This is a genomic window from Roseovarius sp. (genome assembly GCF_040223625.1).
Classification (GTDB): domain Bacteria; phylum Pseudomonadota; class Alphaproteobacteria; order Rhodobacterales; family Rhodobacteraceae; genus Roseovarius.
The window spans coordinates 19,989-32,355 of sequence record NZ_JAVKFX010000012.1; the positions used below are offsets into that span (position 1 = coordinate 19,989).

Genomic DNA, 12,367 nt, shown 5'->3' on the forward strand with positions numbered 1-12,367 from the left:
AACAACGTCACGCGACACCCGCCAAAGCGCCTGCCCGCAGGAACGGGCCGACGCTCGCCCGGCGGCCTTCGGCCTTGTTCCGGGCGGGTGACAATCCACACAGGACGAACGCGACCTCGCCAACTGTCCCGGGCCAAGAGCCGGGACCGCGCTCCTCTCGTGCCCCCGCGCCCCCTACCGCGCCACCGTCACGTCCACATACCGCCCGATCCCGCCCGAGCCGTAGATGCGCACGAAGACCGTTGCCCCGCCCTGCAGCAGGTTCTGCCGCGCCACAGGGTCCATCGAGCCGTTCATGATCATTCGTTCCATCGCCGTGCGGTTGTCGACATTGCCGAAGAACGGATCCCATTCGTCGCCCATCTGCCGGATGCCGTAGCGGTGGTAATTGGCCCGGTCCTGCCGCAGCACCTGCCACGGCTGGGTCAGGCGGGCACCCTTGGAGTTGTAGAGGTCGTCGGTGCCGATGAAGGCGGCATAGGCGCCGATCAGCTGTTGCGCCGCGGCGGGGCTGGCGAAGGCCAGCAGGCCGGCGGCGAGAAATGACTTGAGGTAACGCATATTGGCCTCGGAAATGCACGCATGCCCCCGTGGCATGCACCTTGGAGCATACGCCCGGCCGGGCCGGTGCGGCGAGTCTTTTCGTGTCGCCGGGGCCTGTCGCCTATCGCACCACGTGGACCGCGCAGGTGGCGTGGCGCACCACCTGGTGCGCGGTGCTGCCCAGCAGCAGGTCGGCCATGCCGGGGCGGTGGCTGGCGATGACGATGCAGTCGACCGCGTTCTCGTCGGCCCAGTCGGTGATGGTGCGCCCGGCATGGCCGTCGACGACGATGCCCTGGGCGTTGGGGATGCGCGAGGCCATCTCGGCCAGTTCGGCGTCGATCGCGGTGCGGCTTTCGGAGAGGTATTCCTGCGGCATGTAGGAGATCGCGTAGGTCGGCACCTGCTCCATCACGTGCAGCAGGGTGACGCGGCCGGTCTCGCCGGTCAGAAGCTGGGCGACGCTCATGGCGCCGGCGGCGTCGCGGTCTTCTTCGAAGGATACGGGAACGAGGACATGGGTGTACATCTTGGCTCTCCAATACGCGTTGCGGCGCGGTGTGACTGTGAAACCGCTGCCGGCCCCGCATTGTTCCCGGATCAGCCGGCGCGGCGCCCTCTCAGCCGCGCCATGGCCCGCCCGTCGGTGACGATGAGGCCGAGCGCGATGAGCGCGAAGCCCGCGATGGCGCCGGGCGAGAGGCGCTCGCCCAGCACGCCCGCGCCCAGCGCCACGGCGACGGGCGGGATCATCAGCGTGACGAGCATCAGGTTGGCGGCCCCTGCCCTTGCGAGGATGCCGAAATAGAGCAGGTAGGCCAGCGCGGTCGAGAGGGTGGAGAGCGCCAGCAGCGCGGCCCAGGTCGCGCCCGGAAGGGCCAGCGTGGGCGCCCCGTCGGTCAGCAGGACGAGCGGGAACATCAGGAGCGTGCTGCCCGTCAGCATGCCGAGCGCGTTCATCTCGGGCGGCGTGCCCGAGAGCATGGCGCGGCCCCAGACGCTGGCGAAGGCATAGCTGAGCGCCGCGCCGAGGATGGCAAGCTGGGCGAGGTTGGCGGGGTCGAGCCCGGCAAGCGCCCCCGGCCCCATGATCGCCGCCACACCCGCCAGCCCGAAGAGCGCGCCGGCGATCTTGCGCGGGGTCAGCGGCTCGTCGGCCAGTACCAGCCCCGCCACCACCGCGCCGAACACCGCCGTGGTGCCGTTGAGGATCGAGGTGAGGCTGCTGTCGATGCGGGTCTGGCCCCAGAAGATCAGCGAGAAGGGAATGGCGTTGTTGAGCGCCCCCATCACAAGGTAGGCGCCCCAGATGCGCGGGCTGCGGGGGATGGCGATGCCGCGCAGGCGGATGACGACGAACAGCACCGGCAGGGCCCAGCCGACGCGGTGCAGCGTGACAGTGAGCGGCGGGACGTGGTTCAGCGCGATCTCGGCGAAGAAGAACGAGCCGCCCCAGACGGTGGCGAGGGCGGCCATCATCAGGGCGGCGGCGGGGGTGATGGCGGGCGATGTCATGGGCCGAGAGATGGCACGGGCGCGACGGCCGGGCGACCCGGATCCTGCGCTTTACTGCGACATCGCCTCTTCGATCTGGCGGGCGATCTGGGTGGCCCAGTCGCCGATGATCGGCAGGAACTCCACCTGGCTCAGGAACCAGCCGATGATCGACAAAAGCAGCGTGGCGCCCAGCACCGAGCCCAGCCCGAAAACCAGCCCGCGGGCGAAGTTGAAGGCCAGCACCTTGGGCAGGGAATTGTGCATGCGGATGAAATTGTGGGAGTTGAGCCGCGAGACCTCGCGCGTGAGCGAGCGCAGCTCGGCGCGCACGTCCTCGGGGGCCGGTTCGGGCTCTGCCTGTCGTCGTCTGCGGCGGAAGCGGGTCAACCGAACGTGGCCGTCACGTCGTACATCACCGGCTCGAAGCTCTTGCACAGCTCGTGGATCTTGCGGTTGCGCCTGCGCATCTCCTCGCTGCGGAGCATGGCCTGGAAATCCTGCCGCGAGCGCCATTGAGAGTAGTTGGCGATGCGGGTCTGGGCGTCGTTCACGTGCAGGCCGGCGGCGATGAAGCCGGGCTGTTTCGAGATGAATTCCTCGTAGGCGGCGGACAGTTCGTCCATCAGGTCCTGGCAGGTGCCGGGGGTCATTTCGAACGTGGTGATGACGGTCTGGACATCCTGGGACGTGGCGATCTTGGGCATCGGGCGCTCCCTCCTTGCACGGACAGCCTAACAGCTAGCACGGCGCGGGCAACGCGCAAGACGCGATCCGGGGCGATTAACCTCTCGTTTACCAGTTTCGGCAAGGCTGGAGGGACGGAGGCTGAACGACATGGTGCGGATTCTGGTCCTGCTGCTGGCGTCGGCGGCCGGATCTATGGCCGCGGCCGGGCCCTGGCCCATGGCGAGGGGCGAGGGGCATTTGTGCTTCTCGATCGAGGGAGACGCCGGCGATGGCGCGGGCGCCTATGCCACCCTTTACACCGAGATGGGTATTGGCAAGGGCCGCGCCATCGGGCTCGATTTCGGGCAGACGGAGGATGATCTCGCCAAGGCGGTGCTGTTCGCGCGGTTCCCGTTCGGGGCGCGCGGCGAAGACATTGGGCAGGCCTGGGAGATGGGCGTGGGCATGGTGGATGGCGCGCTGGCGCTGCGGCCGGGGGTGTCGATCGGCCGGGGCTTCCAGATCGGGGAGAGCGCGGGCTGGGTCGCGCTCGACAGCCGGGCGGTGTTTTCCGAGGCGGGCACGGGCGTGCTCGAGACCGACCTGACGGTGGGCGCCGAGATACGGGGCGGGCACAAGTGGATGGTGCAGCTTCAGATGGCGGCGCCCGATGACAGCGCCCCTTACGTCAAGATCGCGCCCAGCTTCGCGTTCAAACAGGGAAAGGGCCGCCACCTCCTTCTGGGGGCGACGGCCGGGCTGGTGAATGCCGACGCGGTGAAGATCACCTTCGGCATCTGGCAGAAGTTCTGAAACGCCTCAGGCCGGCGTGTCGATGCGCAGCCGGATCGTGACCGTGCCTTCGACCGGCTTCTCCCAGCGCAGGTTCACCCTGTCCTTGTTCGGCCCCTGCTGGACCTGGTGATAGGGCATGCCCCAGTAGATCGGGCCGCCCTGTTCGCGGATCGCGCCCTTGGGCGTGACCGATTCCACCGTCCGCGCCCAGGCCTCGAAGGGCAGCTTGGGGAAGGGCTCGACCACCCATGTCGCGCTATGGCTGGCCTCGACATGCTCCATCACCAGCGGGTTTTCGACCACGGTGTTGACGTTGTTGAAGGCATTGCCGGTGAAGGTGATGTTCTTGAACCGGCTGAAATCCATCGGCGCGAAGCTGGTGTCGATCCCCTCGACCCGGTCGATATTGCCGTCGAACAGCCGGAAGGTGTTGCCGGTGACGTTGAGCCCGTTGATGAAATGGCCGGTGCCGTAGGGTTTGACCCGGATGAAGTTGAAGGACGGCGCCGTGCTTTGCGACAGGAAGTTGTTGTTGGTGACGCTCATCGCCGAGAACGAGAACTCGCTGGAGAAGCCCGGGTTCTTGTCATGCTCGTTGGTCCACTCGATCGAGCAGTCGCAGATATAGTTGCAGCTGATCGTCGCCCGCGAATTGGTGTGCGCCATGACGATCCCGGCGCTGCGCGGGCCCACATCGGCGGCGTCGCCCTGGAAGATGTGGTTGCCGAGGATCACCGAACTGGTGCCGCCCACGATCGCGAAATGCTTGAAATAGGTACAGCGGTTGTGGCGGATCTTCACGTCGTTGGCGTTGATGTTGACGCCGATCGACTGGCGGTTCGGCACCAGGAGCTGGGTCTCGTCCGAGAGGAACTGGCAGCGGTCGATCATCATGCCCTGGCAGCCGTCGCCATGGCTGGACACGCCCCGCTCGCGCGGCGCGGTGAACCAGCAGTCGCGCAGATGAAAGCCGATGCCCTTGGTGGGCAGCAGAAGCCCGTTGCAATCGCCCCGACAGAGGAAATCGACATTGGAGATGGCGAATTTCGAGATCTTCGTGAAGCCCGAGAAATCGAGCATGTACTTGAAGCGGCGGAAGGTGAAATTCTGGGTGCCCACCGCGTCGTAAAGCTCGCGGCTGAGCTCGATCGTTCCGGCGCCCACGTTCTTCGACTTCACGTAGACCTCGCGGCCCACGCCGTTGCCCTCGACCAGCGAGCCCACGGGGATGTTGGCGACATTGGCCACGTTGTTGAGCTCGTAGCCCCGGCTGGTGGTGTAGCTCGCCTGCGAGGTGAAGGTCTCGGTGTCCCAGTTGGGGCCGGCCACGACCGAGAACTGGCCGTTGCTGATCAGCCGCCGCTGGGCGAAATTGCTGACATCGGGAACGGCGGCCTTCATATCGACGGGCTCGCGCAGGTCGATCTTGAGGCCCTTCATGTCGAGCTCGACATGGTGCGGCGTGCTGATCAGCGACTGGAACGCCTTGCGGAAGGCCACCTCCTCGTCTCCGAAGGCGTCGATATAGCCCGGCAGATCGAAATTCTGCATAAGCGTCAGCACCTTGTCGGCGGGCATGGTCACCGTCCCGTCGAACCGCGCGCGGGCCTGAAGGGTCACGCTGTCGCCGAGGTAATAGGTCCCCTCGGGCACCAGCACGTCGCGCCCGTCGGCGGCGTCGTCGGCGGCCTCGAAGGCGGCGTGATCATCGGTGACGCCATCGCCCACGGCGCCGTAATCGCGCACGTCCACCACGCCGATCATGTCGCGCAGGAAGAAACGGGTGACATCCTCGATCTCGATATCGTCGATGCGGACGACGCCGCCGTTCGGGCCGGTCAGGTCGAGCCCGAAATGACCGTAAAGCGCCTCGGTGCCCCAGGCCATGTCGACGCCGCCGCGGCTGCCGGTGCCGACGATGGCGCTGACCTCGACCACGTCGCCATAGCTTGTCAGCGTGACCTCCGACCCGGTCTCGTCGACGCCCGGGACATGGGCGCCGCCCGCGCCGCCGGCCCAGCCGGCGATGCGCACATCCGGCAGCGCGCCGCTGATCGCCTTCACCCGCGCCCGGATGCGCAGGTAGCAGCCCGGCAGGATCGGCGTCTCGCCGGTATGGCGCAGCTTCATGGTGGATTGCGTCTTCAACAGCTCCAGCGCGCCGCCGAAATCGGCATCCGAGGGCACGAAGGCCGCATCGGGAGATGTGTCGTAGGTGTCGGAGCCCGGCGTGCCGTTGCCGCTCGACCAGACGTCGAGCCCGCTTGCGAAGGCCGGCGGCATGAAGGTGATGCCATCGGTAACTGCCTTGTTCATCGCTTTCCCTTTCCGCATCCGCCGCGGCAAGCACGGCCGGGATGTCAATTGGATTACCTGACCGAACGGTCGCACCGCCGGCGGAAAGGGGAGTTAGACAGGGGGTGTTAACCGGATGTCACGGCAACGTACGCAGGCCCGACGCTCGTCAAGCCGTGCCTTCGGTCGCCTTGCGCACCCGCACCGCGTTGATCAGCCAGCCGGTCCCGCCCGGCACCATCTGGTACTCGAGGATATAGAGCGCGCCCTCGGCATCCCGCACCATCACGTTCTGCCACAGCTCCTTGCCGCGGCGGTCGATGGAGAGGAAATTCACCTCCGAGGGTCGCCAGACCATCGGATAGCCCTGCCGCACCATCTGGCCGAACTTCTCGGGCGTGCCGAAGATGTCCTTGATCATCGGGCTGGCATAGGTGAAGGCGGTTTCGAAATCATCGGCGAGGAAGGCGTCGATCTGGTTCGAGATCACCTTCTCGATATCCTCGTTGGCCTTCGCGGGCAGCGCCAGCGCGAGGGACATCAGGATCGCAGCTAGTATATGTCGCATATCATACCTCCATGCAGGTGATACGCAGGCGACGCCGCGTCCGGATCACTCCTGCGCCGTCCCGGCGCCGTAGAATGGTCTGGAACAGGCATCTCCCCCGTGCCAATCTCCGCGCCGAATGACACCGCAGCCGGAGGCTTCGCACATGCCCGTCAACACCACCTATGCCATCGTGATGCTGATCGCGGGCTTCGGCATCCCGATCCTCGCGGCGCTCAACGCGGCCCTCGGGGTGCGGCTGGGCTCGCCCGTCGCGGCGGCGGCGTTGCTCTTCACGGTGGCGCTCGTTGCCACGCTGGGGGTGCTGGCCTTTACACGTCCCTCGGCGCTCCTGAACGCGGCCGGCGCGCCGAAACATCTCTACCTCGCCGGGATACTGGTCGCCTTCTACATCCTCTCCATCACCTTCGTCGCGCCGAGATTCGGCGTCGGCAACGCGGTGTTCTTCGTGTTGCTGGGCCAGCTTGCCAGCGCCGCGGCGATCGACCATTTCGGGCTGTTCGGTGCCAATGTCTCGCCCCTGTCGCTGACCCGGGCGGCGGGGATCGGGCTGATGGCGGCCGGCGTCTTTCTGACGCAACAGGTCTGACGGAACGGAACCGTTGGCGCAGCCCGACCAAGCCGTGATAGGCTTGCCCGCAAAGGAGACATCACCCATGGCCCAGCATCCCCCCCGCCGCGCCATCCTCGGCTGGCTCGGCCTTGCCGCCCTGACAGGGACCGCCGCACTCGCCCAGGATGTCGAGGAGTTCGACCCGACCGACCTCGTGCCGCGCCGCTTCTCGCCCGAAGGGTTCGCGGCGCTCGATCGGAACGAGATCTACATGGCGGCCCTCGCCCTGCGCCGCGGCCGGACGATCCGGATCGACGGCTGTTCGCCCGAGGCCAGCGCCGAGATCATCCGCACCGCCAATGCCGACCGCGCCGCCGGGCTCGAGATGTTGCGCCGGCAGTGCGGCGGCTAACTCAGCGGCCCGCCAGCGCCTTTGCCTGGTGCCAGGCGGCGTTATCCACCTCGACCGGGTCGGCGCCCTGCCGCCCGGCGCCTGGAATGCGCGCGCCCTCGTCCATCGCCACCATCCCGGCGATCCGGGCGAAGCGGTCGTGGAAGGCACCCGACATCCCCGGGTCGATCAGCAGGTAATAGTCGCCGATATCGTGCGGCTCGCCCTCGGGCGCCTTGAGCGGGGCGATATCCGGCGCCGCGCGGCTGCCGGTCATGCCCGCCGCCAGCAATTCCGCCATAAGGCCGAAGCCCCAGCCCTTGTAGCCGCCCATGCTGACCAGCGAGCCGCCAAGTGCGGCCTCGGGGTCGGTCGTGGGATTGCCCTCGGCATCGACGGCCCAGCCTTCGGGGATCGCCTCTCCGGCGGCCTTCGCCATGGTGATCTTGCCCAGCGCCACCGTGGTGGTCGACTGATCGAACAGCATGGCGATGCCCCCCTCCCCGTCCGGCACGGCGAAGGAGATCGGATTGGTGCCGATCACCCGCGTCTTGCCGCCCGGCGGCGCCACGATGGGCGAGGCATTGGTCATGCCGAGCGCAATGAGGCCCTGCCGCGCGATCTGCTCGGTGAAGAAGCCCAGCGCGGTGCAGGTATGGGCGTGGCAGATGGCAAGGCTCGCCACGCCGTTCTCGCGCGCGGCCGTGACCGCCTCGGGCAAACCACGCGAGAAGGCGGGCTGCGCGAAGCCCAGCCGGGCGTCGACCACCACCGCGCCGGGGCGCGGGCGGCTGACCTCCGGTTCCACGTCGCCCTTCACCCGGCCCGACCGCAATTGCCGGCAATAGCTTTCGAGGTAGTAGAGCCCGCAGATCCGGTTGCCGTGGCTCTCCGCCTCCCGCACCGCGCGCGCCACCTCGCCGGCGATCCAGCCCTCCGCCCCATGCGCCACCAGCGCCGCGCGCGTTACCTCTTCGATCTCGGCCAGCGATAGTTTTGCCATGCCTGCCACCCCCGGGCTTCTTCTTGGTCCAAATACTCATTCCGACGGCGCCCCAAACACCGCCGCCCGAAGCCCTATCCCGCGACAACCGCCCCCTGGTCGAGCTTGACCACCCGGTCCATCCGCGCCGCCAGCTCGAGGTTGTGCGTCGCGATCAGCGCCGCCAGCCCGGTGCCGCGCACCAGGGTCATCAGCGTGTCGAACACCGTGTCCGAGGTGACGGGGTCGAGGTTGCCCGTGGGCTCGTCGGCCAGCAGCAGGCGCGGGGAATTCGCCAGCGCCCGGCAGAAGGCCACCCGCTGCTGTTCGCCGCCCGACATGGCCGAGGGGCGGTGCCCGGCGCGTTCGGCGATGCCCACCTGCCCCAACAGTTCGTCCGCCCGGGCGATGGCCTTCGCCCGCGGCACGCCGTCGGCCAGTTGCGGCAGCACGATATTCTCGCGCGCGGTGAATTCCGGCAGCAGGTGGTGGAACTGGTAGACGAATCCCACCTCGCGCCGCCGGGCGATGGTGCGGCGGCGGTCCGACAGGCCCGTCATCGCCTCGCCGCCGATCTCGACGATCCCGCTGTCGGGCGTGTCCAGCAGCCCCGCGATATGCAGCAGCGTCGACTTGCCCGCGCCCGAGGGCGCCACCAGCGCCACCATCTCGCCCGCGGCAATCTCCAGCCCGGCCTCGCGCAGCACCCGCACCTCGCCTTTCTGGCCGGCATTGTAGGTCTTCTCGATCGCCTTCAGGCGCAGCATCGGGTCACTCATAGCGCAGCGCCTCCACCGGGTTGAGCCGCGCGGCACGGCGGGCGGGGAAGATGGTGACGATGAAACTCAGGCCCAGCGACAGGCCCACCGCCGACATCACGTCCCAGAATTGCAGCTTGGCGGGCAGGAAATAGATGCCGCGGCTGTCGGGCGTCCAGATCGGCTGGTCCGAGAAGGAATCGAGCAGCGCGAAGATCGGGTCTATATAGATGGCAAACAGGCACCCGAGCAACACGCCGAAGGCGGTGCCGATCACGCCGGTAAACGCCCCGCAGATGAAGAACACCCGCAGGATCGACCCCTCGGTCAGCCCCATGGTGCGCAGGATGCCGATATCGCGCCCCTTGTTCTTGACCAGCATGATCAGGCCGGAGGTGATGTTCATCGCCGCGATCAGCACCAGCACCGACAGGATCACGAACATCACGTTATCCTCGACATCGAGCGCCCGCAGGAAGCTGCCCGAGGAATCCTTCCACGTCCAGAGATAGGCGCGCTCGCCCGCCGCCTGACGCAGGGGGGCCGCCATCGCCTCCAGCGCCTCCGGCTCCTCGAGCATGACTTCCAGCTCGTCCGCACGCCCTTCGCGGTTGAAGAAGCTCTGCGCCTCCCCGAAGGGCAGGTAGGCGCGGGTCTTGTCGATGTCGTAGCGCCCGGCCTCGAACACATAGACCACCTCGTAGGCGTTGATCCGGGGCGAGGTGCCGAAGGCCGTCTTGACCCCGTTGGGCGAGATCAGCTTGACCTTGTCGCCGATCGAGACGCCCAGCTCGCGGGCCAGGATGCCGCCCAGCGCGATGCCGTCCGGGAAGGCCTCGATATCGCCGTTCGAGGTCTCCTCGTTGGCGATGCGGGGGATGGTCTTGAGGTCGTCGAGCGCGATGCCGAACACCTCGACCCCGGCGTTGCGGTCGCGGGCATTGGCCATCACCTGCCCCTTCACCAGCGGGGCGACGCGGGTCACGCCCGGCACCTGCCGCACGCGCTCGGCCATGGCCTCGTAATCCTCGATCGTGCGGTCGATGCGTCCGGTCTGCTGGTCGACATCGCCGCCGCTGTAGATCGTCACATGGGCATTGGCGCCAAGGATCGTGTCGACGAACTCCGCCCGGAAGCCCGAGCGCACGGCCAGCGTGGCGATCAGGGCGAAGACCGCCAGCGTGATGCCGATCAGGCTGATCCACGTCATGGTGGAGACGCCCCCCTCGGCCCGCCGGGCGCGCAGATAGCGCCAGGCGATCATCAATTCGAAGCGGGAAAACGGGGCTGTATTGGCTGCCACTTGGACCTCGGGATCATTTTGCGCGGACCTTGGGCGCTGGGGCCTGCGCCGTCAAGCGAAACGCGCAGGCCTCAGCAGGAGCCGACGCGCAGCCCCTCGGCCATGCCGCCGACGCGCGGATCGTAGAGCGCGCGGTCGCTCTCGGCATATTCGATCAGCCAGTGGCCCAGCACCACGTCGCCATCGCAGGACTTGCCCTGCTCGACCCGCAGGTAGAACACCGTCTCGCCATCGCTACCCGACAGCACGAACCAGTCGTCCTGCCCGTCCTCGTAGGTGATCTCGTCCCCCTCGTTGACATGCAGGGCGCGGGTCTGCTCGCGGTAGGCGGCAATGCTCTCGGTGGTGTTGTAGCTGCCGTAGATGCTGATCTCGCCGCTGTCCTCGGGGCTGGCGAAGGACTGCCCGTCGCCATTCTGCGGCGCGGGGCCGGCCACGAAGCCCACCGGCAGCGTGCCGTGCACGTCGAAACGGTCGTTGTGATAGGTCAGGCTGTCGGCCAGGGCCGCCGCGCCCCAGAGAAGCGCGCCGCCCGCCAGTGTCAGCCCTGCCGCCCGTCCGGTCATCGCGCCCTCACATCCACGTGTGGAACGAGCTGTTCGCCATCGGCTCGACCTGGCCCAGGTGGGGGTGATGGGGCCCGTAGATCGCCGCCAGCGTCTCGATCGCCTTCTCGGGGGGCATCTCCACGCTCTCGCCGGTGCGGCGGGAGGTGAGTTCCACCACCCCGTTCTTGAGGCCGCGCGGCCCCACGGTGATGCGCCACGGCAGGCCGATCAGGTCCATCGTCGCGAACTTGCCGCCCGCCCGCTCGTCGCGGTCGTCGTAAAGCGGCTCGAGCCCCAGCGCGGTCACCGACTTGTAAAGCGCATCGCAGGCGGCGTCGGCCTCGTCGTCGCCCTGCTTGAGGTTGACGATGCCCACGTGGAACGGCGTCACCCCCTCGGGCCAGATGATGCCCTTGTCGTCGTGGCTGGCCTCGATGATGGCGCCCACCAGCCGGCTGACGCCGATGCCGTGGCTGCCCATGTGCACCGGCACGGGCTTGCCGTCGGGGCCTTGCACGGTGGCACCCATCGGCTCGGAATACTTGGTGCCGAAATAGAAGATCTGGCCCACCTCGATGCCCCGGCCCTCGCGCCGGCGCTCTTCCGGCACACGCTCGTGGAAGACCTTTTCCTCGTGCGTGTCGTCGGTGCGGGCATAGCGGCTGGTGAACTCCTCCAGCACCGCCTGGCACTGGTCGATATCGTCATAGTCGATCTCGCGGTCGCCGAATTTCAGGTCGGTGATCTCGCTGTCGTAGAACACGCCCGACTCGCCCGTTTCCGCCAGCACCAGGAATTCATGCGTGTCATCGCCGCCGATGGGCCCGCTGTCGGCGCGCATCGGGATCGCCTGAAGGCCCATCCGCTCATAGGTGCGCAGGTAGCTCACCAGGTGGCGGTTATAGGCGTGCAGCGCGTCCTCTTTCGTCAGGTCGAAATTGTAGCCGTCCTTCATCAGGAACTCGCGGCCGCGCATGACGCCGAAGCGCGGGCGCACCTCGTCACGGAACTTCCACTGGATCTGGTAGAGCGTCATCGGCAGGTCCTTGTAGCTGCCGACATGGGCGCGGAAGATATCCGTCACCAGCTCTTCCGCCGTGGGGGTATAGAGCATGTCGCGGCCGTGCCGGTCCTGCATCCGCAGCATTTCCTTGCCGTAATCGTCGTACCGCCCGCTTTCGCGCCACAGGTCGGCCGATTGCAGCACCGGCATCAGGATCGGGTTGTGCCCGGCGCGTATCTGCTCCTCGTGGACGATGTTCTCGATCTTGCGCAGCACCTTGAAGCCCAGCGGCAGCCACGAGTAGATCCCGGCGGTGGCCTGCTTGATCATCCCCGCCCGCAGCATCAGCCGGTGGCTTACGATCTGTGCCTCGGCGGGGTTCTCCTTGAGAACGGGCAGGAAGTAACGGGACAGGCGCATCGGGCGGACCTCGTGATGGGTGGCGTTCGGCCCCCCGTTTATGGC

The 12,367-nt window shown here is 67.5% G+C and carries 15 protein-coding genes; 3 read left to right on the forward strand and 12 right to left on the reverse strand.

The window, feature by feature from the left end; genetic code table 11:
* Positions 1-174 precede the first annotated feature (174 nt).
* The 5 genes from RLN94_RS03340 to RLN94_RS03360 form a co-directional block, all read right to left on the reverse strand.
* The gene (locus tag RLN94_RS03340) at positions 175-561 is read right to left on the reverse strand and encodes a PLP-dependent aminotransferase family protein (RefSeq protein ID WP_350129494.1); all 387 of its coding nucleotides are present in this window, start codon (positions 559-561) and stop codon (positions 175-177) included.
* 103 nt (positions 562-664) lie between these two features.
* Positions 665-1,072, reverse strand: coding sequence for a universal stress protein (locus RLN94_RS03345; RefSeq protein WP_350129497.1), 408 nt, complete (start codon positions 1,070-1,072; stop codon positions 665-667).
* 71 nt (positions 1,073-1,143) lie between these two features.
* On the reverse strand, positions 1,144-2,058 hold the full coding sequence (locus tag RLN94_RS03350; protein ID WP_350129500.1) for a DMT family transporter: 915 nt from the start codon (positions 2,056-2,058) through the stop codon (positions 1,144-1,146).
* Between the two features lie 51 nt (positions 2,059-2,109).
* Entirely contained in the window at positions 2,110-2,427 is a 318-nt protein-coding gene (locus RLN94_RS03355; RefSeq protein ID WP_350129503.1) for a DUF5665 domain-containing protein, read from the reverse strand.
* Positions 2,424-2,744 (reverse strand): antibiotic biosynthesis monooxygenase family protein, encoded by a 321-nt coding sequence (locus RLN94_RS03360; protein ID WP_350129506.1) that lies wholly within the window; start codon positions 2,742-2,744, stop codon positions 2,424-2,426. Before RLN94_RS03360 ends, RLN94_RS03355 begins: the two co-directional genes overlap by 4 nt.
* Positions 2,745-2,874: 130 nt before the next feature.
* Between RLN94_RS03360 and RLN94_RS03365 the strand changes: the two genes are divergently transcribed.
* The gene (locus RLN94_RS03365) at positions 2,875-3,519 is read left to right on the forward strand and encodes a hypothetical protein (protein WP_350129509.1); all 645 of its coding nucleotides are present in this window, start codon (positions 2,875-2,877) and stop codon (positions 3,517-3,519) included.
* 6 nt (positions 3,520-3,525) lie between these two features.
* Here RLN94_RS03365 and RLN94_RS03370 read toward each other — a convergent pair whose 3' ends face one another.
* Positions 3,526-5,817, reverse strand: a complete 2,292-nt coding sequence (locus RLN94_RS03370; RefSeq protein WP_350129512.1) for a glycosyl hydrolase family 28-related protein — start codon at positions 5,815-5,817, stop codon at positions 3,526-3,528.
* 148 nt (positions 5,818-5,965) lie between these two features.
* Positions 5,966-6,364, reverse strand: coding sequence for a DUF4864 domain-containing protein (locus RLN94_RS03375; protein ID WP_350129515.1), 399 nt, complete (start codon positions 6,362-6,364; stop codon positions 5,966-5,968).
* 145 nt (positions 6,365-6,509) lie between these two features.
* On the opposite strand from RLN94_RS03375, the gene RLN94_RS03380 reads away from it, so the two are divergent.
* On the forward strand, positions 6,510-6,953 hold the full coding sequence (locus RLN94_RS03380; protein ID WP_350129518.1) for a DMT family transporter: 444 nt from the start codon (positions 6,510-6,512) through the stop codon (positions 6,951-6,953).
* A 67-nt stretch (positions 6,954-7,020) separates the two neighbouring features.
* Positions 7,021-7,329: a hypothetical protein gene (locus RLN94_RS03385; RefSeq protein ID WP_350129521.1), complete on the forward strand. Its 309-nt coding sequence runs from the start codon at positions 7,021-7,023 to the stop codon at positions 7,327-7,329.
* Between the two features lies 1 nt (position 7,330).
* On the opposite strand, the gene RLN94_RS03390 is transcribed toward RLN94_RS03385, so the two are convergent.
* The 5 genes from RLN94_RS03390 to proS all read right to left on the reverse strand — a co-directional run bounded on the left by RLN94_RS03390 (position 7,331) and on the right by proS (position 12,322).
* Complete coding sequence (locus RLN94_RS03390; protein WP_350129524.1) at positions 7,331-8,311, reverse strand: Ldh family oxidoreductase; 981 nt, start codon at positions 8,309-8,311, stop codon at positions 7,331-7,333.
* A 74-nt stretch (positions 8,312-8,385) separates the two neighbouring features.
* Positions 8,386-9,069, reverse strand: a complete 684-nt coding sequence (locus RLN94_RS03395) for an ABC transporter ATP-binding protein (protein ID WP_350129527.1) — start codon at positions 9,067-9,069, stop codon at positions 8,386-8,388.
* Complete coding sequence (locus RLN94_RS03400) at positions 9,062-10,351, reverse strand: lipoprotein-releasing ABC transporter permease subunit (RefSeq protein WP_502949415.1); 1,290 nt, start codon at positions 10,349-10,351, stop codon at positions 9,062-9,064. The genes RLN94_RS03395 and RLN94_RS03400 overlap by 8 nt, the downstream gene beginning before the upstream one ends.
* Positions 10,352-10,422: 71 nt before the next feature.
* Positions 10,423-10,917 (reverse strand): hypothetical protein, encoded by a 495-nt coding sequence (locus RLN94_RS03405; protein WP_350129530.1) that lies wholly within the window; start codon positions 10,915-10,917, stop codon positions 10,423-10,425.
* Positions 10,918-10,924: 7 nt separating this feature from the next.
* The gene (proS, locus tag RLN94_RS03410; RefSeq protein WP_350129533.1) at positions 10,925-12,322 is read right to left on the reverse strand and encodes a proline--tRNA ligase; all 1,398 of its coding nucleotides are present in this window, start codon (positions 12,320-12,322) and stop codon (positions 10,925-10,927) included.
* Positions 12,323-12,367 lie beyond the last annotated feature (45 nt).

Excerpts from the sequence above, each read along its gene's own strand:
- RLN94_RS03340 (WP_350129494.1), bottom strand. The coding sequence starts at position 561 with ATGCGTTACCTCAAGTCATTTCTCGCCGCCGGCCTGCTGGCCTTCGCC.
- RLN94_RS03345 (WP_350129497.1), bottom strand. The coding sequence starts at position 1,072 with ATGTACACCCATGTCCTCGTTCCCGTATCCTTCGAAGAAGACCGCGAC.
- RLN94_RS03350 (WP_350129500.1), bottom strand. The coding sequence starts at position 2,058 with ATGACATCGCCCGCCATCACCCCCGCCGCCGCCCTGATGATGGCCGCC.
- RLN94_RS03360 (WP_350129506.1), bottom strand. The coding sequence starts at position 2,744 with ATGCCCAAGATCGCCACGTCCCAGGATGTCCAGACCGTCATCACCACG.
- RLN94_RS03365 (WP_350129509.1), top strand. The coding sequence starts at position 2,875 with ATGGTGCGGATTCTGGTCCTGCTGCTGGCGTCGGCGGCCGGATCTATG.
- RLN94_RS03370 (WP_350129512.1), bottom strand. The coding sequence starts at position 5,817 with ATGAACAAGGCAGTTACCGATGGCATCACCTTCATGCCGCCGGCCTTC.
- RLN94_RS03375 (WP_350129515.1), bottom strand. The coding sequence starts at position 6,364 with ATGCGACATATACTAGCTGCGATCCTGATGTCCCTCGCGCTGGCGCTG.
- RLN94_RS03380 (WP_350129518.1), top strand. The coding sequence starts at position 6,510 with ATGCCCGTCAACACCACCTATGCCATCGTGATGCTGATCGCGGGCTTC.
- RLN94_RS03385 (WP_350129521.1), top strand. The coding sequence starts at position 7,021 with ATGGCCCAGCATCCCCCCCGCCGCGCCATCCTCGGCTGGCTCGGCCTT.
- RLN94_RS03390 (WP_350129524.1), bottom strand. The coding sequence starts at position 8,311 with ATGGCAAAACTATCGCTGGCCGAGATCGAAGAGGTAACGCGCGCGGCG.
- RLN94_RS03395 (WP_350129527.1), bottom strand. The coding sequence starts at position 9,069 with ATGAGTGACCCGATGCTGCGCCTGAAGGCGATCGAGAAGACCTACAAT.
- RLN94_RS03405 (WP_350129530.1), bottom strand. The coding sequence starts at position 10,917 with ATGACCGGACGGGCGGCAGGGCTGACACTGGCGGGCGGCGCGCTTCTC.
- proS (WP_350129533.1), bottom strand. The coding sequence starts at position 12,322 with ATGCGCCTGTCCCGTTACTTCCTGCCCGTTCTCAAGGAGAACCCCGCC.